The sequence below is a fragment of the Microbacterium sp. EG9 genome, assembly GCF_059759475.1.
In genome coordinates, this window is the sequence record NZ_CM186217.1 from 57,226 (window position 1) to 81,853 (window position 24,628).

Here is a 24,628-nt window from a genome sequence, read left to right on the forward strand (position 1 = left end):
GTCAGTGCTCGGGCCAGTACTCGTCGACGAGGCTCACCGTCGACGCGATGTTCGCGCGGCTGGAGGCGCCGAACACGATCGCCTCGAGGTTGGGCAGCGCGGTCACCCACTCGATGGCTTCGCGCGGAGAGATCGCCCCGCTCGCGAAGACCGACATCGCCACGGCGCGGAAGGGCCGTCGCTCCATCGCGTCGAGATAGCTCTCCACCCCGCCCGACATGCGGAAGCCGAGCTTGTTGATGTTGGAGCAGACGATCGGGTTCTCCACCCCGGCGCGGTCGAGATCGTCGAGCACCCGCGGCAGGTTCATCGTGATGAAGCCTGGCTCGGCGCCGTAGCGCGTGCGGACGTGGTCGGCGAAGATCCGGAACGCGTCCGTGAAGCCGAGCCCCGACAACAGGTCGACGATCACGTTCTGCAGCCAGATCACCGGGGTGGACAGTCCCGCGAACATCTTCAGCTCGGCGTCGATGAGCAGCGTCGCCACGCCCTCGATGTCCTTGCGGGCGAACGAGGACGCGCCGCGGGCGATGCTGTCGAGCAGACCCTCCTCCGGCAGGAACCGCCGCACGGCCCCGAGGAAGCCGTCGTCGGTGATCGCGTTCGCGTACTTGTGCGCGTACGGCATGCACGGGAAGAAGCTCATGCCCTCGTAGCGGTCGGGATGGGTCCGCACGCGTTCGGCGATCTCCCCGATGCGGTCGTGGGTGGTGCACATGAACGTGTGGACGCCCTCGTCGTACGCGGCATCCAGCACCGACATGATCGCGTCGGTGTCCTGGAAGCGCATCTGCTGGGCGCGCGCCTTCTCCTCCGACATGTGGTTCACCCCGAAGAACTGGTTGTCGCCGAACAGCAGGCGATCCATGGTCCGGGTGGACGACGGTGTGATCAGAGTCATCGTGCTCCTCCTCGCAGCGCACGCAGCGCCGTTCCGAACGGGTTGCCGCGTCGAGCGGGCAGGGGTGTGATGGTGGCGACGTGTCCGGGGGTCGTCAGCCTCGCGTCGACGCGGGTCGCGTCTTCGCTGATCATGGCGATGACGCGATCGGTGGCGGCGGCCGAGCCGAAGTCGTTCTGACCGTGCACGGCGTGCGCACGCACGCGCCACACGAAGGCGTCGAGCTGCGCGCTGTACTCCTCGCCGCGCAGGTAGAACCAGGGCGCGGCGGTGAGGTCGGTCGTGTAGCGGACGTTCCAGCCGGCGCGATAGCCCTCGGGGATCTCGGCCGTGTCGCGCAGGTAGACCTGGATCTCCTGCCGGTCGGCGTAGATGCGCCCGTGCTCGCCCCAGAGGGTCACCTTCGTCGTCATCTTGCGCTGCGACTCGTCGGACCAGTTCGCGATGATCTGCGCCGTCCCCTGTGGGTAGTGGAGGGTCGCGGCGACGGCGTCGTCGATCTGGGCGGAGAAGATGCTGGTGAGCTGGCTTCCGCTGACGGACTCCGGCTCGCCGAGATACCAGGTCAGCAGGTTCAGCGGGTGGGCGGCGTAGTCGTACAGGCATCCTCCGCCCGTGGCCCGCTGACTGCGCCACGTGTGACCCGAGGGTTTGAGGACCACCGGCCCGTACGCCTCCGCGAGCGCGGTCTCCACCGTGCCGATCGCGCCGAGCTCCAGCAGTCGCTGCACCTCGCGGAACGCCCCGACGAAGCGGTTGTGGTACCCGACCTGGGTCACGATCCCGCGCGCCTCGGCGAGCGCGGTCAGCTCCGCGCCCTCGTCGGGGTCGATCACGAGCGGCTTCTCGCAGAACACATGGATGCCGCGGCGGATCGCCTCGCGGATCATCCCCGCGTGCAGGTGGGTGGGAGTGGCCACGATGATCGCGTCGGGCTGTGCCGTGTCGAGCATCTTGCCGAGATCCTTGAAGGTCGCCACCCCCGTGTACTTGGCGAGGACGTCGAGGAGGTACCCCGTCGCGTCACACACGCCGACGAGGTTCACCTCCGGGTGCGCCTTGATCATGGACAGGTGAGACAGCCCCATTTTGCCGAGGCCCACGACAGCGACATCGATCACACCAGCACCTCCGTTCGTCGAGTGACATGGCCGTGGCGCGCGAGCGCCGTGAGCAGCGACTGCTCGTACTGGGCACCGATGTGGTCCCAGGTGAACTCCTCGCGATGGCGCGCGCGGCTCGCCTCGCCCATGCGACGTCGGCGTCGCGGGTCGGCGAGCAGGTCGTCGAGCAGGTCGCCGAGATCGTCCGCGCCTCGGAAATAGGCGTTCCCGGGGCCCGCGACCCACGTGTTGTACCTGTTGTCGTGGGCCACGACGGCGTTGCCGGCGCCCATCGCCTCGACCAGGGACGGGTTCGTGCCCCCGACGGTGTGCCCGTGCAGGTAGAGCGCGCTGTGGAAGCGCAGCGCCTGCAGGCGCCCGCTGTCGAAGATCGCCCCGGGGAAGCGCACCTCGTCGGATGCCGCCGCGCGGACGGCGACGTGATACGGATCGGTGTCGGTGTACGGGCCCACCACGACCAGCGGCATCCCGCGGCGTCGCGCCGACCACGCGGTGACGATCTCGAGGACGGAGTTCTCGGGGATGGGACGGCAGACCACGATGCCGTAGGCGTCGGGCTCGAGGTGCAGGTCGCGCACCGGCGCGACCGGTGACGACGTCACCGAAGGGGCGCCGTAGGTGATGGTCTCGACCCGGCGGCGGCCGAAGTGGCGTCCGAGATAGGCCGAGATGACGGGGTGGTCGCCGATCAGGACGTCGCCCACGAGACCCGCGAGGCGTTCGTTGGCCAGCAGGATGCCCTGCTTCGCGAGGCCCCACCGGCGGCGGGTCCACTCCATGCCGTCCATGTTGATCACGTTCGGGATGCCGCGAAGGCGCGGCATGACGTCGAGGACGCCCGTGTTGTAGCCGAACGTCAGCCAGACGTCGCCGTCGCGGTGGTGCTGCGTCGCGTGGCGGATGGACACGAGGTCGAAGTGCGAGGTGCCCTTCCAGCCGTCGCGCGGCTCGGGGATGAGGACGCGTTCGATGCCGTTCCACCGGTCGGAGGCGATCTCGCCTTCCCCGTCGACCTGGCAGTAGACGACGACGTCCCACCCGTGGTCGCGCAGGTACAGCCCCACGTGCTCGGCGGCGGTCTCGAACCCGCCGTAGGCGGCCGGCACCCCGTGGGTGCCGAGGATGCGGACGGTGCGGCGCGTCATCAGTACGCCCCGTCCGGGCGGAGCATGACGCGCACCGTCCGCCACATGAGCACCAGGTCGGTCATGACGGTCCAGTTCTCGACGTAGCGCAGGTCGAGGCGCACGCTCTCCTCCCAGCTCAGGTCGCTGCGTCCGCCCACCTGCCAGGGGCCGGTGATACCCGGCTTGATGTAGAGCCGGCGGAGGACGTCGTCGTCGTACGTCGCGACTTCGCTCGGGAGGGGAGGGCGCGGACCCACGACGCTCATGTCGCCGACCAGCACGTTCCAGAACTGGGGAACCTCGTCGAGCGAGTACTTCCGCAGGATCCGGCCCACGCGGGTGACACGAGGGTCGTCGTGCATCTTGAACAGCGGGCCCGCGCCCTCGTTCGCCGCGAGCAGCGCGGCGCGCCGCTCCTCGGCATCCACGGTCATCGAGCGGAATTTGATCATCCGGAACTCGTGACCGTCCCGTCCGACCCGTGCCTGGGGAAAGAGCAGCGGACCGGGCGAGTCGAGCCGGATCGCGAGGGCGATGACCGCCGCGACCGGTGCGAAGAGCAGAAGGGCCGTGGCGGACACGACGATGTCGAGCGCGCGCTTGGCGAGATAGGCCCGACCGGCGAACGAGGCGATCTCGACGTGGATGAGCGGCAGGCCCTCGATCGGGCGCAGCGACATGCGGGGTCCGGCGACGTCGGACAGGCGGCTCGAGATGACGAGCTCGGCCGCCGTGTTCTCCAACTGCCAGGCGAGGTGCTTGATGTCGTCGGGATCGCGATCACCGCCGCTGGCGACGATGATCGTGTCGGCGTCGAGGGCGGCGGCCGCCTCCGCGACGGTGTGCGTGCGCAGGACCGGGTAGGTGGCGTCGTCGACGCGGAGACTGTCGAGCTCGTCGCCGCGCAGCGAGGCCCCGACGACCTGATAGCCCAGCCCGGGGTCGGCGATCGTGCGGATGACGTACTCGACGTCGGCGCGGTCGCCGACCACCATGGCGCGCGAGGTGTAGGCCCCCGTCGCGCGGCGGCGGATCAGCCAGCGGCGCCACAGCCAGCGCTCCACGAGCAGGACGCTGACGCCCAGCGGGAGCGCGACGAACAGTTGAGAGCGGATGCCGTCGACGTCGAGGGCGACGTCGAGCATCGCCAGCAGCCCGAACGCGAATCCGGTCGCGTGCACCAGCCGGGTGTACTCGGCGGCGCCTGAGCCGATCAGCTTCACATCGCGCGTGGCGAACAGCGACAGCATCAGCAGCCACACGGCCGCGGTCACGAGGGCGATCTGACCGACGAGGCCGGGGTCGCCGGCGGCGAGCGGACCGCCGGCGACCCCTGTCGACACGACCGTCGCGATCGCGCAGGTGATCACGACCGCGGCGGCGTCGCTCGTGCGCAGGATCCACCGGTAGCGGCGTTCCCACGAGTGACGCCGCTCCAGCGCCCGTGACGGGCCGGCGGTCGCCGATGCCCGCGAGGTGATCGTCGTGAACGGTGCGGCGAAGCCCGTTCGCGCGATGCTCGCGGCGTCGTGGATCGCGGTCATCGCGTGACCACCGCCACGACGGAACGCAACAGCAAAGTCGGCATTTTGCCCCCCAGCAAACCGACGGGCGAATCGTGATCCGCCCCATCCCCAGTAAGACGACGCGAAGACCCCCGTCTCCTGCGGACCAACCCCCCGGCTGTCACGCGTGCGTCGGGAGCGACTCTACCCCGCCGATCGTGCGGAGCGCCACCGTCAATCGTCAGACTGTGGACAGATCCCGTTCTCCCGGTGTTCAGACGCTCTCGCCGCCCGCGCCCTCCCGCCCACCTCCCGGTCGTCGAGCGAGGCGCGCAGCGCCGAGTCGAAGCGCCCTACCCCAGTGCGTCGACGACGGCCGCGCGGCGCTGAGGGGTCACGTGTGACGCGGCATCCCACACCTTCGTCGTCCGATCGGCGCCGAAAGCCGGCCAGCCGGGATCACCCGTCGTGATGAACGCCACCCACGCGCGGTGCATGTCGCGGGCGAGGTCGGCGGGTGCGTCGTCGCCCGCCAGTCTCACGGCCTGGTCGGTCGTCAGGGTGTCGAAGACGAAGCCGAGTTCCAACGCGTGCGCGGCGCGGAGGTCTCGCACCGGGCTCTCCCAGGCGAACTCGTAGACGTAGGTCGGGGCGGTCCGCGCCCGTGCGACGCGCGTCGCGGGGCCGCGCAGGAGGCGGTCGGTGAGCAGCTGACCGAGGACCTCGCCGGCGCTCGCGTCGGGCATCGCGGCCCGCACGGCCCGGGCGGCGCGTTCGGGGGTGCGCAGGGCGCGGCGGGCGAGCCACGACTTCACGCCGCCGATGGCGGCGATGGCGTCGGGCGTCAGCCAGAGGCGGTACTCGTCGGTGTTGGTGCCGATCAGGAGCGGTATCCCGAGGCTCGGCAGGGCGTCGACCGGCGATGCGGGAAGGGTCTCCGGGTCGAGCGCGAGCGTGAAGCCGGGTGCGCCTCGCAACGGGGACGAGCCGGCGGCGATCTGCGATCGCGCCCGCAGGAGCTCGGCCGTCGTCCGGGCCGCGAACGCCTCGCGCGTCGCCGGGATGCCGAGGCGGCGCGCGATCGCATCCGACGCGCGGCGCGCCTTCTGCAGGGGTGCCGCGTCGAGCGGCCCGGACTGGATGATCGCGCCGGCGACCAGGGCGCGCGATGCCGGGCGCGACAGGAGTGCGGCCACCAGCGCCCCACCGGCGGACTCTCCCATCAGCGTGATGCGGGCGGGGTCGCCGCCGAAGGCGCCGATCTCGGCGTGCACCCACTCCAGCGCCCGCGCCACGTCGAGCAGTCCGAGGTTCGTCGGCGCCCCGTCGAGCACGCTGAACCCCTCGACGCCGAGGCGATAGTTGACCGACACGAACACGACCCCGTCGCGGGCGAAGCCGGTCCCGTCGTAGGTGGGCTCGGCCGCGGCCCCGCGCTCGAGGGCGCCGCCGTGGATCCAGAGGACGACGGGGGCGGCGGATGCCGCGGCATCCGCCGGGGTCCACACGTTGGCGGTGAGGATGTCGTCGCCCTCGATCGCCGGGCAGCTGAGGAGCTCGCCGATCGCGCCTGCGTAGGGCGCCTGCGGCGCCGTCGCGCCGAACCGCGTCGCGTCGCGCACGCCCGACCAGGCCGCCGGCGGGGCGGGCGCGCGGAAGCGGCGTCCGCCCACGGGTGCCGCCGCATACGGGATGCCGAGGAAGCGGCCGATCCCGTCGGTCAGGCTGCCGCGAACGGTGCCGGTGGATGTCGTGACCTCGAGGGCGACGGGCTGCTCCATGGCCTCACCCTATTCACCCCCGTCGGCGGGATGTCGGCGGGGTGAGGGCGGTGGTGGGGTGAGCCGCACTGTCCTCGTCGTCAGAGGCGCGTGATGGTGACCGTCGGAGGTCTGCTGGTGACGAGGGTGCGACGACCGGTCTGAGCGGACTCGACGATGGCGTCCATGACCTCCAACACATGCGCCGCCACTTCCAGCGACGCGCGATGGGGCACACCGGCGCGCACGGACCGGACGAGGTCGACGATGCCGATCCCGCGCCCGGCTCTTCCGGCCGGCGCATCGATCTGCTCCGAGCGATCGTCGCTGCGCACGCCGATCACGCCGCCGAAGGCATCGGGGTCGGGCACGGAGATTTCCCCTCGCTCGCCTTCGACGGTCAGGATCGCACGGCTGACGACGGTGTCGAAGGTGAAGTACGCGACCGCTTCTGCACCGGCCGCGAATCGGAGCACGGCTCGCACGGCGGTCGGCACTTCGGCCTCGATTCTCGCGCCGGCGTGCGGGCCGGTCGCGACGACGCGAGGGCGGTGGGAGAGAGTCGTCGATCCGACGACGGACTCGACAGCGCCGAGGAACGGCACCAGCGCAGTGAGGTAGTAGACGCCCATGTCGTGCAGGGGACCGGCGCCGCGTCGGTAGAGGAAGGCCGGGTTGGGATGCCAGCTCTCCGGCCCGGGCTTCTGCATCACCGCCACCGCACCGGTGAGCGCACCCACTCGCCCGGCATGCGCGAGGCGGAGGGCACCGTCGACCCCGGGGCCGAGGAAGGTGTCGGGTGCCACACCCACGCGCCGATCCCGGGCCGCGGCGAGGCGTGCAAGCGCGTCCACCCCCTCTCGATCCAGGGCGACGGGCTTCTCGCTCCAGACGTGCTTGCCGGCGTCAAGGATCGCGAGCGACACGTCCACATGGGCATCGGGCGGGGTCAGGTTGACGACGAGATCGATGCTGTCGTCGCCGAGCAGCTGCTCGATCGAGCCGGAATCGCGGATCCCGTGGCGGGCCGCCGCGAAGGCGGCCCGCTGGGGATCTCGGCTCGCCAGCATCGCGACTTCCACTTCGGGGTGGTCGCGCAGGGTGCTGATGTACTGCGCGCTGATGCTGCCCGGACCGATGATGCCGATCCGTGCGCGCGACCGCTGCTCGCCGTTCACTTCAACCCCGTCGTCGCCACGCTCTGGATGAAGAAGCGCTGGAAGAAGAGGAAGACGACGAGCACCGGGATGAGAACGACCATCGCGCCTGCCAACAGCACGCCGAACTCCGTGGTGTTGCCGGTCTGAGTGGCCACCGCCAATCCGACGGGAAGCGTGTACGTGGACGACGACTGCGCGACCAGGAGCGGCCAGAGGAAGTAGTTCCACGAGTACATGAACGTCAGGATGCCGACGGTCGCCAGCGCCGGGCCCACGATGGGAAGGAAGATCGTGAAGAAGATCCGGAACTCCCCGGCCCCTTCCAGCCGTGCCGCTTCCAGCAGTTCCTCCGGCACAGCGGTGGCGAACTGACGCATGATGAAGACGGCGATGGGCATCACCAAGACGGGAATGATGATCGCCGCGAGCGTGTCGATGAGTTTCAGCTGGACGATGATCAAGAACTGCGGGACGAAGATTGCGACGTACGGCACGGTCATCGCGCCGATGACGGCGACGAACACGGCCTTACGCCCCCGGAACGACAGCTTGGCCAGAGCGTAGCCGGCCATGGAGCTGAACACGAGATTGCCCGCGACGGCGGCGATCGACACGATGAGGCTGTTCATGAGGTACCCGCCGAAGCCGCGCTCGGTGAAGAGCACGACGTAGTTCTGCAGGTAGGCGAAGCTCGCCGGGAACCAGGCCCCCGGGTTCGCCAGGAACTCTCCTTGTGTTTTGAAGGATCCGGCGAACACCCAGAGGAAGGGGAGCAGCATCATCGCCACGACGACGACGAGCAGGACGTACATGGAGCCCGCACGCAGGGCGGTCGATGTTTTCAATGTTTGGGCCTCAGCAGTCGGAACTGGATGACGGCGATCACGCCGACGAGTGCGAGCAGAAGGAACGAGCCGGCCATGGATGCGGCGATGTCGCCGAAGCCGAACTTCTCGTAGACCCACAACGCGAGCGACTGGGTGGAGCCCAGCGGTCCGCCGCGCGTCACGAGGTACGGCTCGTCGAAGATGTTCAGGAACGACACGGTGGTCAAGATCGCGACGAGCAGCGTGGTGGGCCGCAGCAACGGGATCGTGATCCGCAGGGTGCGTCCCCAGAACCCGGCTCCGTCCAGCGACGCGGCCTCGTTGATCTCGGTCGAGATCCCCTGCAGGCCGGCGAGGAAGAAGATCATTGCGGTGCCGATGTTGCGCCACACTCCGAGCGAAGCAACGGTGGGCACGGCCCAGAACGGATCGCCCAACCAGTTCGGTCCGTCGATGCCGATGGAGGCGAGGGCGCCGTTGACGGGGCCGCCGATCGTGAAGGCGTACTGCCAGATCACTGCCGCCGCCACGATGTTCGTGATGACGGGCAGATAGATGGCCGCGCGGAAGAACGAGCGGAGCCGGCGGATGCCTTCGTTCAGCACGAGCGCCAGCAGAAACGCGATCACGATCGTGCTCGGGACGGAGATCCCGACGAACAGCAGTGTGTTGAAGGCGGCGCGCAGGAACGTCGGATCCGTCAGCACGTCGCCGAAGGTCTGAAAGCCGACGAGGTTCACCCCGAGCGGATCGCGCAGGTCGGACGGCCCGATGTCGGTGAACCCCAGGATCAGGGCGATGGCGGCCGGCAGCGCGGTGAACGTCGCGAGGATGAGGACGAGCGGGCTGACGAACAGCCACCCGATCCTGTTCGCGTGTCGCTCCCGCGGCGTTGCGTGGATGGTCGACATGGCTCAGTGCGTCCCCGTGCCGATCTGTTCCGCCTGCTGCTGCGCCTCATCGAGGGCCTGCTGCGCCGTCGCCTGGCCGCGGGCGACCCGCTCCATCTGCTTGCCGATGATCGCGCCGACCTGGGCCCAGGTCGATACGGGCGGGACGCCGACGCCGATCTGCATCCCCTCCTTCACCGGAACGAGCAGTGCGTCGTCGGCGATTGCGGGGTCGTCCCAGGCCGAGACCACCGCAGGGAGATTGCCCGAGGCTGCGTACCAGGCGAGCTGAGTCTCAGGTTCCGCCATCCAGCGGACGAACTTCCATGCGGCGACGGGGTTCTTCGCATCCTTCAGGACGGCGAGCGTCGAACTGCCGACGGTCGCGGACTGCCCCTTGGGTCCCGCTGGCGGAAGGACCGCGCCGATGTGGGCCTTCGACCAGCCCTCGCCGTTCGCCTGATCCAGCCAGGAGGTCAGCCACGGTCCGTTGTTCGTGGAGGCGACCTTGCCCGAGGTCAAGAAGGGCACCACGTCGAGGAACTGAGGCTCGTCCGCGGAGGCGTATCCCTCCGCGAACAGGGTGCCCCAGAACGAGAGAGCTTCGACGTTGGCGGGCTCGTTGATCGTCCAGGTGCTCAAGTCCGAGCTGATGAGGCTGCCGCCGTTGCCGACGATGAAGTCGTTCAACTGCTGGGGGGAGTACTGGTCCCAGGAGATGCCGAGTCCGAGCCCGTGCTCGGCCAGGCCGGCATTCTGGAGTGCGGCGGCGAAGGTCTTCATGTCCTCCCAGGTCAATGGCGGCTCGACGCCGGCCTGCTGCGCGAGGTCGGAGCGGTAGTAGAACACCTGCGAGTACGCGTACCACGGCACGGCGTACGACTCCCCGTTCACGACGGTGGGCTCGTACGACGCGGGGAAGAAGACGGACGAGTCGACGAGGCCTGTGGGAACAGGGGCGATGCCCCCGGTGGTGAAGATCGTCGACTGCGTCTGAGAGTAGAGGTTGATCACGTCCGGGACCGATCCGGAAGCGATGGCGGCGGTGATCTTCGCATCGAAGGCCGTGTTGGCGGGGAGGGAGGTCACGGTGACGGTGACGTCCGGGTTCTCCGCCTCGAACGACTTCACGAACTCCGTCAGCGCGCCGCCCTCTCCGGCTTGTGCCCAGATCTCGACGGTTCCGGTGGCGGGGGTGTCATCGATCGAGAGGGAGGCAGCGGACGACGCGCCCGCGTCGTCCGCACGACCGCAGCCGGCGAGGACGAGGGAGAAGACGAGGACCGGCGCGGCGCCGAGCAGCGCGCGGCGCGAGCGGGGGTGAGCGGTGAGAGGCATGAGGTGACGGGTTCCTTTCGGGCAGGGAAGAACCGCAGTGCCGTCGCCCGTCGCCTCGTCGCTGACATCGAGGAGGACCCCGAGATGCACGGGTTTCGTACATCGCTGCAGCGGTCGGTGAGCATCGTGAGCTCCGTGCGAAGCGGGGGCTCGACGCAGACCATCGAAGGGAGGACGATCCGCGGCGGGCACGCGGTGGTTTCTGGTGTGGCGTGGAAAGCCAAGACTCGTTAACCGCGGTCGCAGGAGCCTGCGCGTCGGGGCCGGAGGTGCCGGCCAGCTCGCTGACATCGAACGCCAGGTGCGGCGTCCTCCGCCTCGATCTGATCGAGTGATCGAGGTTGAGTTCAGAGTGTAGGAACTCGGCTGTGCGTGCACAAGTGTTTTTTTCCGGATGTCGATCGTGCCGCTCCGCTGGACTTGCGGGACCGGTGCTGGGCGGTGCTAGTGTGCTCACCGAGCAGCGAAAAGACGACATGCGGTGCCTTCCGTAAACGCGATATTTCACTCCCGCTCGAAGTGATCAATCGCGAAAGGAATGGCACTCTTGCATACCCTCGATGCGTCCGCTGTGACGCGCGCGACCGACGATGCCCGCGCCCACTGGGCCGCGGACGCGGTCATCTATCAGGTCTATCCGCGTTCGTTCGCCGATGCGACGGGCGACGGCGTGGGCGACCTTCCTGGCATCATCCAGCGACTTCCGCAGCTGTCCGAGCTCGGTGTGGACGCCATCTGGCTGTCGCCCTTCTACACGTCCCCGATGAACGACGGCGGCTATGACGTCGCGGACTACTGCGATGTGGATCCGCTGTTCGGCACGATGGCGGATTTCCGCAGGTTGGCCGATGCTGCTCACTCCCTCGGGCTCCGCGTCGTCGTCGACATCGTTCCGAATCACACCTCAGATGAGCATCCATGGTTCCAGGCGGCACTCCGGACGGCGCCCGGTTCCCCGGAACGGTCGCGATACGTGTTCGCCGAAGGGCGCGGGGACGACGGCGACCTGCCGCCGAACAACTGGCAGTCTGCGTTCGGCGGCCCGGCCTGGACGCGCACGAAGGACGCCTCGGGTGCGCCGGGGCAGTGGTACCTCCACACCTTCGACGCGTCGCAGCCCGACCTCGACTGGTCCGACCCGTGGGTTGCCGATCGGTTCGACGAGATCCTGCGTTGGTGGATCGACGCGGGCGTGGATGGATTCCGCGTGGACGTCGCTGCGGGACTCATCAAGGACCCGGCGCTGCCCGATTTCCACCCCGAAGGACCGGAGCTGTTCGGGGTGGCGCCGTTTCGTGGTCAGCCGGGCGTCCACGATGTCTTCCGACGCTGGCGCCGCACCGTCGACAGTGCAGAGCGGCCGGTGATCCTGTGCGGTGAGGTCTGGATCGAGCCGGCGCGACTGCTCGCAGACTGGGTGCGCCCCGACGAGATGCACCAAGTCTTCAATTTCGCCTTCCTGAACGTCGGCTGGGACGCCGACGAGCTTCGGGAGGTGATCGCGGGCACGCTCGCCGACATGGACAGCGTGGGCGCTGCCCCGACGTGGGTGCTGTCCAACCACGACTACGTACGGCACGGCTCTCGCCTGGCGGTGGCCCCGCAGCGCCCGGCGATGATCGGTCGGGCACCCCAGGATCCGGTGCCCGACCCCGACCGGGCCGATGCCATCGCTCGCGCGGCATCCCTGCTCATGCTTGCGCTCCCCGGCGCGGCCTATCTCTATCAGGGGGAGGAGCTCGGGCTCCCGGAAGTCATCGACATCCCCGATGCGGAGCGGGTCGATCCCACCTGGGAGGGGAGCGGACGCACGCTCCTCGGGCGAGATGGGTCTCGCGTGCCCATTCCCTGGGAACGAGACGGGCGCAGCTTCGGGTTCAGCTCCACCGGCGCATCGTGGCTGCCGCAGCCGCGCGACTGGGGCGCCCTCTCGTGGGAGGCGCAACGCGGTGACTCCGCATCGACGCTGGAACTCTACCGCGCCGCGCTCACGCTTCGACGTGAGCTCGCCCTCGGACGTCGGACGGCTACGGATGTCGCCGTCTCCGGAGGGGTTCTGTCCTTCACGGTCGGCGACGTCCGGTGCACCACGAACCTCTCGGCCGCCGCTGCTGACCTGCCGCGGGGCGAGATCCTGCTGCGCAGCTCGCGGTCCGATGACGCCTTCCTGCGTGCCGACGAGACCGTCTGGACGCGCATCGGAGCGGAGCGATGAGCCGTCCCTTTGGAGACCTGTTCGCGGTCGAGCTCCCCGAGTGGCTGCGCGCTCGCCGCGCGCAGCTTCCCGACTCCTTCGACGATCTCGACGACCTCGTCGGGGCGCTGAACGAGCTCGCCGCAACGAACGTCGCCGAGGGAACCGGTGGGCCGTTCGCCGCCGCCGTGATCGAGACCGACACCGGCCGTCTGGTCTCCGTCGGCGTGAACCTGGTGTTGTCCTCCCAGCTGTCGCTCGCGCACGCGGAGATGGTCGCCCTCGGCTTCGCGCACGCGCGAGTCGGATCGTGGGACCTCTCGGAGACGGGGAAGTCGCACACCCTGGTCGTGAACGCGCAGCCGTGCGCGATGTGCTGCGGAGCAGTCGTCTGGTCCGGCGTGAAGGCATTGGACTTCTCGGTTTTCGGAGCCGAGGTCGAAGCGCTGACAGGGTTCGACGAAGGGCCGGTCGCGTTGGACTGGCGTGGACAGCTCGAAGCGCGCGGCATTCGTGTGACCGTCGGGCGTCTCGCCGACGACGCCCGACGGGTGCTCGGAGACTTCGGCGCCAAGGCCCGACGTGGGCAGATCACGCTCTACAACGCACGCTCATCCGGCTGAGCGCCGCGGGGCGGTCGACCGAGGCGTCAGATGGTCGCCGCGGGCTGGTCGGGAGTCTGCTGTGCAGCGCGCAGGCTCTCGACCAGCGGTTCGTGGACGGGGTTCATGAAGATCACCGGGATGCTGCGGCTCATACTGAACAGGTAGCTGTCAGCGGTGACAGCCGAGGTGAAGCGGACCGTGATGTCGGGGTGCTCCGTCATCAGACGGGCCACCCGCTCGGCGACGCGTTCGGCCATGGGGCACTTTCCGGGTGGGGGTAAGAAGGATATCAGCGGCCGGAGGGTCCTCGCCGCGGGCCGATCGGAGTGACCGCTCGTGACACGATCGGTGCATGGCATTCGTGATCCGAGAGCCCCAGCCCGCGGATGCGGCGGCCATCGCCGAGCTCCACGTCGCGACGTGGAAGGAGGCCTACGCGCATCTGCTGCCCGACGGCTACTTCTCGGCGGAGTACGTCGACAGGCGGCACCGGATGTGGCGTCAGGTGCTGGCGGAGCGGCGGGATGGCCTGGTCATCCGTGTGGCCGAGGTCGGTGAAGACATCGTCGGGTTCGCGTGGGTCGGCCCCGGCGAGGGTCTGGACGGCGAGGAGCCGCCTCGGGACCGCCTGCTCTACGCGATCTATGTGCTGGCATCGCAGTATGGGACGGGTGTCGGGCAGGCGCTCTTGGACGAGACGCTCGGGACCGCGCCCGCCATGCTGTGGGTCGCGAAGGAGAATCCCCGCGCGACGGCGTTCTACCTGCGCAACGGCTTCCGCTTCGACGGGACGGAGCAGCGCGATCTGCACGCCCCGCTGATCACAGATGCGCGCATGGTGAGATAGCGAGCACCTCAGCGCGCGCGGCGCTCGCAGAGGATGGCGCCGACGTCGCGCCGGCCTCGCTCGGTTCGCCGGTGCGTTTCGATGACGTCGAATCCAGCGGCGTCGAGCACCTTGATCAGCTCGCCTGCGGGCCAGCGGTACGCGCGAACGACGGCGTGATCGAACGGCTCGACCTCGGCGCCGTCGAAGTAGCCGAGCAGCAGGGCGCCGCCGGGCCGCAGCGTCCTGGTGCACGACTCCACGAAGCCGCCGCTGACGTGTTGGCGTGCGAGATCAGCTTGCTCGACGATGAGGCTCCCGCTGCTAACGACGATCAGCCATCGTGACGCGATGGACGCGTCATCGCGCGTCGCCTGAGTGGATGTGAGACATCAGTCGTCGTCGAGCATCGCGTCCGCTCGACCCTCGTCGAACTCGACCTCAACTCCGAGCCACGCGTTGATCTTCTGTGCTGCGGCGCAAGTTGCCTCCCACGTTCCGGTTGTTACGCCGAGTGGGACTTCATCTTGTTCCGGGTCGGTTGGCCACAGCCAAACCGCGAACGGCTCCGAGTTGCTGCCGCGTCCCGAAAAGAAGCCGTCCCTCATCCGCGTTACCCCAAGTAGCGGCTCGGCCGCGGATAGCTCCGCGCGATCGAACGTCCGCCTGCGCCACCACGATTCAACGACCAGCGAATCTTCAGTGAGGATCAGTCCGTAGCGGCGGGAGCGGAAAACCGCCGACCAAACGATAGGGCTCATCACCACAGCTGCGATCAAGCCGCAAATCGGCAACCGAACGGGGGTGTCGCCACCAAACGTGACTGCGATGCCCGCGGTGGCTGCAGATCCGAGGACCAGCACCGCGCTGACGAAAGCCATCGCTACTATCGCCCCGGCCGTCCGTCGCACACGCCGGCGTTGAAACGAACCGACTTCAGGGATCGGCCCCACCGAGTCAATCTCCGGAGACATCACCCGCCAATCATTGCCGACGAGGACTCACATGCGGAACGTGGAACTGGCTGAGGTCTGTGTGTAGCCGATTGATGGTCCCGGTACCCCCAAGAGGCCCTCGTGCGGGAGGCAACCGGCCGCAGGCCGGCCCAAACGCCCGCCAGCCGGCGAACCATGAACCGATCACAGCGCTTCGTCTCGCTGCGTTCGCTCGCTCGACGCTCAGGTCGAAGAAGCGCGTCTCCATTCGCGACCTCGACCCGTGAGCTCAAGTGGAAAACGGCCCTCACCGGGGAAAAGCATAGCCCCCGCCATGTAGAAGCTAGGCGAGGGTTTCTGGGACCGTTGTAACGACGGTCCGTGTGGCTCCGACGGGCGTCGATCCCGTGACCTCACGCTTTTCGGTCGTATGAGCCGGGTCGACGGGTGCTCACGAGTTCTCGTTGGCCGCGTGATTCCGCGGAAGTCGTGCTCGTTGGTGGTGGCTGGTCGTGGGTGGTTTCAGCTGGGTTCCCGGCCCGGGACCGGCCCAAACAATCTGTCAGCGGCTCAGTCTCGAGGAGCTGAGTCCACGAGGCGATAGGCATAGCCGCGCTTTGCCGTCCCTGGGACATGTTCGAGATGCCCGGCAGCGACGAGCCCCTTCAAAATCTTCTGCATCCGGCTCTCGGACTGGATGCCGACCAGATCTCTGGCCTGCTCGTTGCGAATCGACGGGTTCTTCTTCAGGTACTCGACGACTTGATGCTCCGGAGAGGCGAGGCTTTCATGACGGATGACGACGAGCACGCCGTGGTCGAGTTCCATGATCTCCGGCTCACGGAGATTGAGTTTGCGCATCGACGCGAACGCTGTATCGAGCCCTTCGCCGACGTCTTTGTTCGGAGGGTCAGGGAATCGGTTGAGATGTCTTACAAGCTTTGGATTGCGGCTAAGGCGTTCGTCGAGGATGTTCGTGGGTGTGATGTGACCCGGCAGGCGACCGGGGCTCTGAACCTCGACCCGATTTTCGAAGATGCGAATGTGGACATCGTCGAGCACGCTGTAGTCCCGGTGGAGTACGGCGTTCGTGATCACTTCGTGGAGCGTCTCGTTCGGGTAGCGAACTTGTCGTAGGCCATCCTCGGCGAGGAACTTCGCTTCCTGAATCATCGAGACCGTGACGTCCACCGCGGCGTACACCTGGTTATACAGATGCCCTTCGACGGTCACTGGCGTACCGAGCAGCTGATTCCGATCTGCATCGTTGCTTGTGTAGCGGTAAACCTTGATCCCGCATCGTTTGGGCAGAGCAGCCTGAGGCTCTTCGGCGAACAGGAGGGTTGCCGCCACAGTGGGCTTGCCGTCATGGGTCAAGTACTGACCGCGAAGGTAGATCTCGGGTTCTGCTGTTGGTACCGCCTCGATCAGGTATCCAATCGTGGGTGCAGAATTGGTCACCGCCTCGATGGGGATGGCGACGACTTCGTCTTCGAAGGACTCGACGCCTTTGGCTCGGCGAAGCGCAGTTAGCGCCTCTCCGTCGTTGACGGGGAGAGACTGAGCACCGAGTCGCTTATAGACCTTCCCATCAGTCGAGGTGCGCACTGCGCGTGACTTCTGAGCGTTGATGTGGAGTACCAGCCCCGGCAGCGTTTCGGTGCGAAGGAACTCACCGGAGATGTCGATGCCGAAGGGGGATACGGCTTCAAAGGCCTGCAGATGGCCGTTGGCATCCTCCTCATCTGAGAAGCCTTGCCAATAGTTTCCGGTGTCGAGCTCCTCTACGCCGATGTAGAGATCCCCGCCATCGGCGTTGCAGAACGCCGCAAGGTGCTGTGAGAGCTTTGCCGGCGCGACTCCTATCGACTTGAAGTCGAGAAAGTGTCCCTCCGAACGCGCGAGTAGCCGCGCGGCTTCATCGGCGGTGATTGAGACCGTATCTAGCACGACACAACGCTAGCGGTTGGCGGAGGGTCGTGACATCAATCGCTTCGAAGCGAGATGGGCCGGCGTGATGTCGGAACGCCGAGGAGCGCCCGGACCGCACCGCAGCGCGAACCGGCATCGCGTCGGGCTGGCCGTCAGGCCGGCCTTGAACGAGTAATGAAAGTTCTCACAGATCGCGTGCGGATACGTGCGCCTTTGAAGAGGAACTCGCCGGCGTGGAGGATGGTCGACGCTCAATCTCCCGTTCGAGACGCCGGGAGGCCTGGAGTATGTAGTCGTCCTCGATGTCACTTTGCAGAGCCGAGTCAAAGGCGCTCGCTCCCGCACGGATCGCTGACTCCAGCTGCTCGCGGGTTGCGTCGCGATCGAAAACCGTTGCATCGATCTGAAGAGCGACTTCGATTGCGGCGAGCAGCTCGGGCGTGTAACGCGTAGCGATGGCCACGCCGACGACTTCGCCGACGATTTCGAACTGACGCACATCGAGCGCTCGGTTGCGCACATCGATGCGCTCAACGATGTCTTCGAGCTCTCGGCATCAGGCCGTAAGCTTGCAGGCGAAGACCCCGGAACGATCACTGGCCTCGGCCACATCGCCGGGGTTTCGTCTGTGTGCGGTCGCTCGGACATCGCGCTCGATGACTCGAAATCGGACCTCGACCGGCCCCAGACCGGCCCAATCCGCCGACGAGGCCAGCGAATCGACATCCATCCGGGACGTTTCGACTCGCTCCGCTCGCTCAACGACCGAGGGGTCGGAGCCTCGTGCGTCAGCAAGAAAATCCACTTTGACCAGCCCAAAGCAAAACCCCCGCCATGTAGAAGCTAGGCGAGGGTTTCTGGGACCGTTGTAACGACGGTCCGTGTGGCTCCGACGGGCGTCGATCCCGTGACCTCACGATTTTCAGTCGTGCGCTCTACCAACTGAGCTACAGAGCCGCGCGGCACGCGCTGTACTGAACCTGCCGCGTCCTACGCGAAGGGCCCTCGATCTCGAAAGAAAAGGGCCCGTCGCTCGGAGCGACCCTGACGGGACTTGAACCCGCGACCTCCGCCGTGACAGGGCGGCACGCTAACCAACTGCGCTACAGGGCCATACGTATTCAGTTGTGTGTCGGAGAGTGACCCCAACGGGATTCGAACCCGTGCTACCGCCGTGAAAGGGCGGCGTCCTAGGCCGCTAAACGATGGGGCCGAGCGAACCCGAGGGCTCATTCTTACCGACGCTCAAGCATACGAGATCCCTCCCCAAATCGGAAATCGAGGGCGTGGGATGCCGCGGCGCGCCCCCTCCGCGGGGGAGGATGGCGGCATCCGCATCCGTCGCGCGCAGGCACGTCGCCGCTGGTCGCGGCCGGATTCGCTCCCATCGGGGCGTCGAAGAAACCCTTGGGCGAATGTGACGAATGTTGTTAGTGTGACGTGTGTTGCCATCGCAGGATGGCGGGGGTCGACGCGCGTGAATGACGGAGGTTCGAGGTGAAGACCGAGAAGGCCGCTTCGGCGGAGGACTGCGGGTGCGCGCCGACCGCGAAGGAACTGACGACCCTCCGGGGCCCCCTGAGCCGCCGCACGGCGCTCGGACTGGCGGGCCTGGGCGTTCTCAGCCTCGGCGCCGTGAGCGCTCTCGGACTGCGGTTCAGCCCGTCGGCGTTCGCCGCCGACTACCCCTCGTGGGACGACGTCCAGAACGCCAAGAACAACGAAGCCGCGAAGGCGGCCGAGGTCTCCCGCATCCAGGACCTCATCGCCGCACTGCAGGCCGACGTCGCTGCGAAGCAGGCCGAAGCCGAACGCCTCGCGAACGAGTACGTCGCGGCGCAGATCGCGTTCGAGACCGCCGCCGACAACGCGAACGCGCTCCAGACGCAGGCCGACGCCGAATCGGCGCGAGCCACCGAGACCGCCAAGAAGCTCGGACGTCTCGCGGCGCAGCAGTACCGCTCCGGCGGCGACGACCCGTCGATGGAGCTCTTCTTCTCCGGCTCCGCCGCCAGCGCCGACGACCTGCTCACCAAGCTCGGCACGATGGACCGCCTCGTCGAGGCCAACCGCGGCGTCTACGCCGACGCGGTGAGCGCTCGCAACAACGCCCAGAGCCTGAGCGACAAGGCGAAGGTGGCGCGCGACGCGCGCGATCGTCTGCAGAAGGAAGCCGAGCAGAAGATGCAGGCGGCCCAGGATGCCGCCGCCGCGGCGCAGGCCGCCCTCGCCGAGCAGGACAAGAACCTCGGCACGCTCCAGGCGCAGCTCGCCGCTCTCCAGGACCAGACCGCGAAGACCGTCGCCGACTACCAGGCCGGTGTCGAGGCCGCGCGCAAGGCCGAGGAGGCCCGTCAGGCCGCCCTCGCCGAAGAGCGTCGGCGGCAGGCCGAGGCCGAAGCCGCGGCGAACGCCGGTGGCGGTGGTGGCGGCGGAAGCAGCAGCGGCGGAAGCAGCGGCAGCGGTGGGTCGGCCGGCACCGGAGGCTGGGTGCGCCCGGCATCCGGCTACATCAGCTCCTGGTTCGGAAACCGCGGCTCGGTGTGTGGCAACGGCTCGTGCACCAGCGGCGGACACCGCGGCATCGACTTCGCCACCTCCTGCTGGTCGCCGATCTACGCGGCGGCCTCCGGAACGGTGGTCTGGGCCCAGTACACCGGCGACTGGGGCAACTACATCAAGATCGACAACGGCGGCGGCGTCGTCACCGGCTACGCGCACATCGTCAACGGCGGCTACAACGTCAACTACGGCCAGTGGGTCAACGCCGGCGACGTGATCGCCTACGTCGGCAACACCGGAGCCTCCACCGGCTGCCACCTGCACTTCGAGGTCTACTGGCAGGGCGTGCGGATCGACCCCGCGCCCGTCCTCCTCGACCACGGCATCAACGTCTACTGACGGTTCACGCCGAACACGCAGAAGAGCGGATGCCGATCGGCATCCGCTCTTCTGCGTGTGAGACGGGTCTCAGATGGTCTTCGGGGCGTGGCCCTCGCCCTGCGTGGCCGTCTGGGCGCCCTCGTCCTGGAAGCGCTGGAAGGCCTCGGACACCAGGCGCTCGGCCTCTTCGGCGCCGGCCCACTGGTCGACCTTGACCCACTTGTCGGGCTCGAGGTCCTTGTAGTGCTCGAAGAAGTGGCCGATCTCGCCCTTGGTCCACTCGTCGAGGTCGTCGACGTCCTGGATGTGGTTCCAGCGCGGGTCCTTCGCGAGCACGGCGACGACCTTGTCGTCACCGCCGGCCTCGTCGAGCATCTTCAGCACCGCGACGGGGCGGACCTTCGCCATGACACCCGGGTACAGGTCGCGATCGAGCAGCAGCAGCACGTCGAGCGGGTCGCCGTCCTCGCCGAGGGTGTCCTCGAAGAAGCCGTAGTTGGCGGGGTAGCCCATCGGCGTGAACAGCACGCGGTCGAGGAACACCCGACCCGTTCCGTGGTCTACCTCGTACTTCACGCGGCTGCCGCGCGGAATCTCGATGACGGCGTCGTATGCGCCCATACTGGTGCTCCTTCGGAGGATCTGGTGGATGTTCGGAGGGTCTGGTGGATGCCGGCATCCAGCCTAGTCCGGGGGCCACGTCGCGCCGGTTGCGCAGCCGTCACCTTCACAACTCCGCCTCAGCCGCCCGTATCGGTTCGGTCGGAGGCCCCTACCCCCATTGAGGCGGAGTTGTGCGGGTGGCAACTCGCTACCGTGGATGCCGTGGACCATCTCCCCAGCCTCGATCCCGCCGTCGCCGAGATCCGTCGTGCCGTGCGCACCGCCCTCGCGACCGTGACGGGGCCGGTGCTCGTGGGGCTCTCGGGCGGCGCCGACTCGCTCGCACTCGCCGACGCCGTCGCGTTCGAGGCGCCGAAAGCGAACATCGCGGCATCTGCGGCGGTCATCGACCACGGCCTGCAGCCCGGGTCCGACCGCGTCGCCGCGCGTGCGGCGGCCGTCGCGGAGGAGCGAGGTCTCACCGCGCGGGTCGTCCGGGTCGAGGTCGGCGCCGACGGCGGGCCCGAGGCCGCCGCCCGCGACGCCCGCCGCGCGGCCCTGCTCGCCGCCGCGAGGGAGGCCGGGGCCGAGGCGATCATGCTCGCCCACACTCTCGACGACCAGGCCGAGACCGTGCTCATCGGCCTCGCCCGCGGCTCCGGCGCCGCGAGTCTCGGCGCGATGTCGCCCGACCGGGTCGAGGAGGGCATCCGCATCCTGCGTCCCCTGCTCGAGGTGCGCCGCGCCACCACCCGCGCGGCCTGCGCGGCGGCGGGGCTGCCGCCGTGGGAGGACCCGCACAACCTCGACCGCCGGTTCCTGCGCGTGCGCGTGCGCCAGGACGTCATGCCCGTGCTCGAGGCCGAGCTCGGCCCCGGCGTGGCGGAAGCCCTCGCCCGCACGAGCGAGCAGCTCCGCGAGGATGCCGCGGCCTTCGCGGACATGATCGACGAGACGATCGAGGACATCGTCGAACACGCCGAGGCCGGCATCGCGGTCTCGGTTCCCGCGCTCGCCGCCAACCCGCCGGCCCTGCGTCACCGCATCATCCGGCACGTCGTCGCGAGCGAGTTCGGGGCGAGCCTCACCCGGACCCAGACGCTCGAGGTCGCGCGGCTCGTCACCGACTGGCACGGTCAGGGGCCGATCGACCTCCCGGGATGCCGTGCCCGGCGCAGTGGCAGCCGGTTGGAGTTCGTCGCGGACTGAGAACGCCCGCCGACGGGCCTAAAATCGAGGAATGCGCGCAGCCGACATCGCTGACCAGCTGTCCACCATCCTCGTGACCGAGGAACAGATCCACGAGAAGCTCGGTGAGCTCGCCCAGCGCGTCGAGGCCGACTACGAGGGCAAGGAGCTGCTCCTCGTGGGGGTGCTCAAGGGTGCCGTCATGGTGATGGCGGACTTCTCCCGCAAGCTCCGCCGCGACATCGTCATCGACTGGATGGCCGTCTCGTCGTACGGAGCGGGCACCAAGTCCAGCGGTGTCGTCCAGATCCGCAAGGACCTCGACACCGACCTCACCGGCAAGCACGTGCTGATCGTCGAGGACATCATCGACTCGGGCCTCACCCTGAGCTGGCTGCTGGAGAACTTCGCCTCGCGCGGCGCCGCCTCGATCGAGATCCTCGCCCTGCTGCGCAAGCCCGAAGCGGCCAAGGTCGAGATCGACTGCCGTTACGTCGGCTTCGACATCCCCACCGAGTTCGTGGTCGGCTACGGCCTGGACTACGACGAGCGGTTCCGCAACCTGCGCGACGTCGCGGTGCTCGCGCCGCACGTCTACAGCTGACGCGGCGTTTCGACTCGCTGCGCTCGCTCAACGACCGGGGTGGGGCGTTTCGACTCGCTGCGCTCGCTCAACGACCGGGGGTGAACACCCGGTCGTTGAGCGACGAGCACAGCGAGGAGTCGAAACGCAGACGGCGCCCGGGTCCCTCCCGGTTCGCCTGTGGCGAATGCACAGACGCCCCATAGTCGGTGCGCGGTAGCCTGAGCGGATCATGGACTTCAAGAAGCTCAGCCGCAACCCGTTCGTCTACGTGTTGCTCATCGGCGCCCTGCTGCTGATCGGCATGTCGCTGATCTCGACGCTCACCGGCGCCAAGCAGATCACGACGCAGGAGGGCCTGACGCTCCTGAAGGGCGGCACGGTCACCCAGGTGACGAACACCGACGGCGACCAGCGGGTCGACATGACCCTGTCCGCACCGTTCGAGGGCGCCACGCAGGTGCAGTTCTACTACGTGGGCGCGCGCGCGAACGAGGTCGTCTCGGCGGTGGATGCCGCGACCCCGAAGGACGGTTACAACGACGTCGTGCCGCGCACGACCTTCTTCGAGAGCCTCCTGTCGCTGCTGATCCCGATCCTGCTGCTGGGTCTGCTCTTCTGGTTCTTCTTCTCCGCTGCCCAGGGTGGCAACAGCAAGGTGATGCAGTTCGGCAAGTCCCGCGCGAAACTCGTGACGAAGGAGACCCCGACGGTCACCTTCGCCGACGTCGCCGGTGCCGACGAGGCCATCGAGGAGATGCAGGAGATCAAGGACTTCCTGAAGGATCCCGCGAAGTTCCAGGCGGTCGGCGCCCGCATCCCCAAGGGCGTGCTGCTGTACGGCCCTCCCGGAACCGGAAAGACCCTGCTCGCGCGCGCCGTCGCCGGCGAGGCGGGTGTGCCGTTCTACTCCATCTCGGGCTCCGACTTCGTGGAGATGTTCGTCGGCGTCGGTGCGAGCCGCGTTCGCGACCTGTTCAACCAGGCCAAGGAGAACGCCCCCGCGATCATCTTCATCGACGAGATCGACGCCGTCGGCCGTCACCGCGGTGCCGGCATGGGCGGCGGTCACGACGAGCGTGAGCAGACGCTCAACCAGATGCTCGTCGAGATGGACGGGTTCGACCCGAAGGCGTCGGTGCTCGTGATCGCGGCGACCAACCGTCCCGACATCCTCGACCCGGCCCTGCTGCGTCCGGGACGCTTCGACCGCCAGATCGGCGTCGACGCCCCCGACCTCAAGGGCCGTCAGCGCATCCTCGAGGTGCACGGCCGCGGCAAGCCGCTGTCGCCGTCGGTCGACCTCGCCGTCATCGCCCGCAAGACGCCCGGCTTCACCGGTGCCGACCTCGCGAACGTGCTCAACGAGGCCGCCCTGCTGACGGCGCGCTCCAACGCGCAGCTCATCGACATGCGAGCCCTCGACGAGGCGATCGACCGCGTCATCGCCGGTCCGCAGCGCCGCACGCGCATCATGAAGGACAAGGAGAAGCTCATCACGGCGTACCACGAGGGCGGTCACGCCCTCGCCGCCGCCGCGATGAACAACACCGACCCGGTCACGAAGGTCACCATCCTTCCGCGCGGCAAGGCCCTCGGCTACACGATGGTGCTTCCGCTCGAGGACAAGTACTCCGTCACCCGCAACGAGCTGCAAGACCAGCTGACGTACGCGATGGGCGGCCGTGTCGCGGAGGAGATCGTCTTCCACGATCCGACCACCGGCGCCAGCAACGACATCGAGAAGGCGACGGGCATCGCCCGAAAGATGGTCACCGAGTACGGCATGACCACCGACGTCGGCCCGGTCAAGCTGGGCTCGTCCTCGGGTGAGGTGTTCATGGGGCGCGACATGGGTCACGGTCGCGACTTCTCCGAGCGCATCGCCGAGCGCGTCGACCAGCAGGTGCGCGAGCTCATCGAGCAGGCGCACAACGAGGCGTACGAGGTGATCAACGCCAACCGCGACATCCTCGACAAGCTGGCCCTCGCCCTGCTGGAGAAGGAGACGCTCGACCACCTCGAGCTCGCCGAGATCTTCACCGACGTCAGGAAACTGCCGCCGCGCCCGCAGTGGCTGTCCAGCGACGACCGTCCCGTCTCGATGCTGCCGCCGGTGGACGTGCCGCGCCGGCAGGACGAGACCGGGCTGGCCGCGGCATCCGTCGCCGAGGACCAGCCGGCCGCGCACACGGCGGCGCAGCGTCGCCCGAGCGGGCAGGCGCGCCCCGCCACCGCCTAGGCTCG

General features: G+C 68.2%; 22 protein-coding genes and 3 tRNA genes. 7 read left to right on the top strand and 18 right to left on the bottom strand.

What is annotated here, in order from left to right; translation table 11 throughout:
- Window position 1: 1 nt before the first annotated feature.
- The 9 genes from AC6CQV_RS00175 to AC6CQV_RS00215 all read right to left on the bottom strand — a co-directional run bounded on the left by AC6CQV_RS00175 (window position 2) and on the right by AC6CQV_RS00215 (window position 10,632).
- A complete protein-coding gene (locus AC6CQV_RS00175; protein ID WP_219879390.1) occupies window positions 2-901 on the bottom strand; it encodes a hypothetical protein in 900 nt (299 codons plus the stop codon).
- Window positions 898-2,022 carry a Gfo/Idh/MocA family protein gene (locus AC6CQV_RS00180; RefSeq protein WP_060960525.1) on the bottom strand — a complete coding sequence of 375 codons (1,125 nt, stop codon included), beginning with the start codon at window positions 2,020-2,022 and terminating at the stop codon, window positions 898-900. The genes AC6CQV_RS00175 and AC6CQV_RS00180 overlap by 4 nt, the downstream gene beginning before the upstream one ends.
- Window positions 2,019-3,170, bottom strand: coding sequence for a DUF1972 domain-containing protein (locus AC6CQV_RS00185; RefSeq protein ID WP_498259934.1), 1,152 nt, complete (start codon window positions 3,168-3,170; stop codon window positions 2,019-2,021). Before AC6CQV_RS00185 ends, AC6CQV_RS00180 begins: the two co-directional genes overlap by 4 nt.
- Window positions 3,170-4,696 (bottom strand): sugar transferase, encoded by a 1,527-nt coding sequence (locus AC6CQV_RS00190; protein ID WP_101306986.1) that lies wholly within the window; start codon window positions 4,694-4,696, stop codon window positions 3,170-3,172. Before AC6CQV_RS00190 ends, AC6CQV_RS00185 begins: the two co-directional genes overlap by 1 nt.
- A 314-nt stretch (window positions 4,697-5,010) precedes the next feature.
- The gene (locus AC6CQV_RS00195) at window positions 5,011-6,438 is read right to left on the bottom strand and encodes a carboxylesterase/lipase family protein (RefSeq protein WP_498259935.1); all 1,428 of its coding nucleotides are present in this window, start codon (window positions 6,436-6,438) and stop codon (window positions 5,011-5,013) included.
- 80 nt (window positions 6,439-6,518) lie between these two features.
- Entirely contained in the window at window positions 6,519-7,595 is a 1,077-nt protein-coding gene (locus AC6CQV_RS00200; protein WP_498259936.1) for a Gfo/Idh/MocA family protein, read from the bottom strand.
- Window positions 7,592-8,422 carry a carbohydrate ABC transporter permease gene (locus AC6CQV_RS00205; protein WP_492492632.1) on the bottom strand — a complete coding sequence of 277 codons (831 nt, stop codon included), beginning with the start codon at window positions 8,420-8,422 and terminating at the stop codon, window positions 7,592-7,594. The genes AC6CQV_RS00200 and AC6CQV_RS00205 overlap by 4 nt, the downstream gene beginning before the upstream one ends.
- Complete coding sequence (locus AC6CQV_RS00210) at window positions 8,419-9,315, bottom strand: carbohydrate ABC transporter permease (protein ID WP_492492630.1); 897 nt, start codon at window positions 9,313-9,315, stop codon at window positions 8,419-8,421. Before AC6CQV_RS00210 ends, AC6CQV_RS00205 begins: the two co-directional genes overlap by 4 nt.
- 3 nt (window positions 9,316-9,318) lie before the next feature.
- Entirely contained in the window at window positions 9,319-10,632 is a 1,314-nt protein-coding gene (locus AC6CQV_RS00215; RefSeq protein WP_492515579.1) for an extracellular solute-binding protein, read from the bottom strand.
- A 571-nt stretch (window positions 10,633-11,203) separates the two neighbouring features.
- On the opposite strand from AC6CQV_RS00215, the gene AC6CQV_RS00220 reads away from it, so the two are divergent.
- Window positions 11,204-12,847: a glycoside hydrolase family 13 protein gene (locus AC6CQV_RS00220; protein ID WP_492492626.1), complete on the top strand. Its 1,644-nt coding sequence runs from the start codon at window positions 11,204-11,206 to the stop codon at window positions 12,845-12,847.
- Window positions 12,844-13,449 (top strand): nucleoside deaminase, encoded by a 606-nt coding sequence (locus tag AC6CQV_RS00225; protein WP_492492624.1) that lies wholly within the window; start codon window positions 12,844-12,846, stop codon window positions 13,447-13,449. Before AC6CQV_RS00220 ends, AC6CQV_RS00225 begins: the two co-directional genes overlap by 4 nt.
- Before the next feature lie 26 nt (window positions 13,450-13,475).
- On the opposite strand, the gene AC6CQV_RS00230 is transcribed toward AC6CQV_RS00225, so the two are convergent.
- Window positions 13,476-13,688: a chemotaxis protein CheY gene (locus AC6CQV_RS00230; protein ID WP_498259937.1), complete on the bottom strand. Its 213-nt coding sequence runs from the start codon at window positions 13,686-13,688 to the stop codon at window positions 13,476-13,478.
- A gap of 95 nt (window positions 13,689-13,783) precedes the next feature.
- On the opposite strand from AC6CQV_RS00230, the gene AC6CQV_RS00235 reads away from it, so the two are divergent.
- The gene (locus tag AC6CQV_RS00235; protein ID WP_498259938.1) at window positions 13,784-14,278 is read left to right on the top strand and encodes a GNAT family N-acetyltransferase; all 495 of its coding nucleotides are present in this window, start codon (window positions 13,784-13,786) and stop codon (window positions 14,276-14,278) included.
- Window positions 14,279-14,286: 8 nt separating this feature from the next.
- On the opposite strand, the gene AC6CQV_RS00240 is transcribed toward AC6CQV_RS00235, so the two are convergent.
- The 7 genes from AC6CQV_RS00240 to AC6CQV_RS00270 form a co-directional block, all read right to left on the bottom strand.
- Entirely contained in the window at window positions 14,287-14,520 is a 234-nt protein-coding gene (locus tag AC6CQV_RS00240; protein ID WP_498259939.1) for a hypothetical protein, read from the bottom strand.
- 129 nt (window positions 14,521-14,649) lie between these two features.
- Window positions 14,650-15,138, bottom strand: coding sequence for a hypothetical protein (locus AC6CQV_RS00245; RefSeq protein ID WP_498259940.1), 489 nt, complete (start codon window positions 15,136-15,138; stop codon window positions 14,650-14,652).
- 624 nt (window positions 15,139-15,762) lie between these two features.
- Window positions 15,763-17,142 (bottom strand): RNA/DNA-binding domain-containing protein, encoded by a 1,380-nt coding sequence (locus AC6CQV_RS00250; RefSeq protein WP_498259941.1) that lies wholly within the window; start codon window positions 17,140-17,142, stop codon window positions 15,763-15,765.
- A 166-nt stretch (window positions 17,143-17,308) separates the two neighbouring features.
- A complete protein-coding gene (locus AC6CQV_RS00255) occupies window positions 17,309-17,644 on the bottom strand; it encodes a hypothetical protein (RefSeq protein ID WP_498259942.1) in 336 nt (111 codons plus the stop codon).
- Between the two features lie 364 nt (window positions 17,645-18,008).
- Window positions 18,009-18,081 (bottom strand) — tRNA-Phe (locus AC6CQV_RS00260).
- Window positions 18,082-18,163: 82 nt separating this feature from the next.
- Window positions 18,164-18,237: transfer RNA gene (locus AC6CQV_RS00265), tRNA-Asp, on the bottom strand.
- Between the two features lie 27 nt (window positions 18,238-18,264).
- Window positions 18,265-18,337, bottom strand: a tRNA-Glu gene (locus tag AC6CQV_RS00270).
- 284 nt (window positions 18,338-18,621) lie between these two features.
- On the opposite strand from AC6CQV_RS00270, the gene AC6CQV_RS00275 reads away from it, so the two are divergent.
- Window positions 18,622-20,025 (top strand): peptidoglycan DD-metalloendopeptidase family protein, encoded by a 1,404-nt coding sequence (locus AC6CQV_RS00275; RefSeq protein ID WP_498259943.1) that lies wholly within the window; start codon window positions 18,622-18,624, stop codon window positions 20,023-20,025.
- Window positions 20,026-20,094: 69 nt separating this feature from the next.
- Here the strand turns inward: AC6CQV_RS00275 and AC6CQV_RS00280 are convergent, their stop codons facing one another.
- Complete coding sequence (locus AC6CQV_RS00280) at window positions 20,095-20,628, bottom strand: inorganic diphosphatase (protein WP_060960536.1); 534 nt, start codon at window positions 20,626-20,628, stop codon at window positions 20,095-20,097.
- Between the two features lie 195 nt (window positions 20,629-20,823).
- On the opposite strand from AC6CQV_RS00280, the gene tilS reads away from it, so the two are divergent.
- The 3 genes from tilS to ftsH all read left to right on the top strand — a co-directional run bounded on the left by tilS (window position 20,824) and on the right by ftsH (window position 24,623).
- Entirely contained in the window at window positions 20,824-21,819 is a 996-nt protein-coding gene (gene tilS / locus AC6CQV_RS00285; protein WP_498259944.1) for a tRNA lysidine(34) synthetase TilS, read from the top strand.
- Window positions 21,820-21,850: 31 nt separating this feature from the next.
- The gene (hpt, locus tag AC6CQV_RS00290; protein ID WP_060960537.1) at window positions 21,851-22,402 is read left to right on the top strand and encodes a hypoxanthine phosphoribosyltransferase; all 552 of its coding nucleotides are present in this window, start codon (window positions 21,851-21,853) and stop codon (window positions 22,400-22,402) included.
- 211 nt (window positions 22,403-22,613) lie between these two features.
- On the top strand, window positions 22,614-24,623 hold the full coding sequence (ftsH, locus tag AC6CQV_RS00295; protein ID WP_060960538.1) for an ATP-dependent zinc metalloprotease FtsH: 2,010 nt from the start codon (window positions 22,614-22,616) through the stop codon (window positions 24,621-24,623).
- Window positions 24,624-24,628: the final 5 nt, after the last annotated feature.

Coding starts and splice junctions, on each gene's coding strand:
- AC6CQV_RS00175 (WP_219879390.1), bottom strand. CDS start 901: ATGACTCTGATCACACCGTCGTCCACCCGGACCATGGATCGCCTGCTG.
- AC6CQV_RS00185 (WP_498259934.1), bottom strand. CDS start 3,170: ATGACGCGCCGCACCGTCCGCATCCTCGGCACCCACGGGGTGCCGGCC.
- AC6CQV_RS00190 (WP_101306986.1), bottom strand. CDS start 4,696: ATGACCGCGATCCACGACGCCGCGAGCATCGCGCGAACGGGCTTCGCC.
- AC6CQV_RS00195 (WP_498259935.1), bottom strand. CDS start 6,438: ATGGAGCAGCCCGTCGCCCTCGAGGTCACGACATCCACCGGCACCGTT.
- AC6CQV_RS00210 (WP_492492630.1), bottom strand. CDS start 9,315: ATGTCGACCATCCACGCAACGCCGCGGGAGCGACACGCGAACAGGATC.
- AC6CQV_RS00215 (WP_492515579.1), bottom strand. CDS start 10,632: ATGCCTCTCACCGCTCACCCCCGCTCGCGCCGCGCGCTGCTCGGCGCC.
- AC6CQV_RS00225 (WP_492492624.1), top strand. CDS start 12,844: ATGAGCCGTCCCTTTGGAGACCTGTTCGCGGTCGAGCTCCCCGAGTGG.
- AC6CQV_RS00230 (WP_498259937.1), bottom strand. CDS start 13,688: ATGGCCGAACGCGTCGCCGAGCGGGTGGCCCGTCTGATGACGGAGCAC.
- AC6CQV_RS00235 (WP_498259938.1), top strand. CDS start 13,784: ATGGCATTCGTGATCCGAGAGCCCCAGCCCGCGGATGCGGCGGCCATC.
- AC6CQV_RS00245 (WP_498259940.1), bottom strand. CDS start 15,138: ATGGCTTTCGTCAGCGCGGTGCTGGTCCTCGGATCTGCAGCCACCGCG.
- AC6CQV_RS00280 (WP_060960536.1), bottom strand. CDS start 20,628: ATGGGCGCATACGACGCCGTCATCGAGATTCCGCGCGGCAGCCGCGTG.
- hpt (WP_060960537.1), top strand. CDS start 21,851: ATGCGCGCAGCCGACATCGCTGACCAGCTGTCCACCATCCTCGTGACC.
- ftsH (WP_060960538.1), top strand. CDS start 22,614: ATGGACTTCAAGAAGCTCAGCCGCAACCCGTTCGTCTACGTGTTGCTC.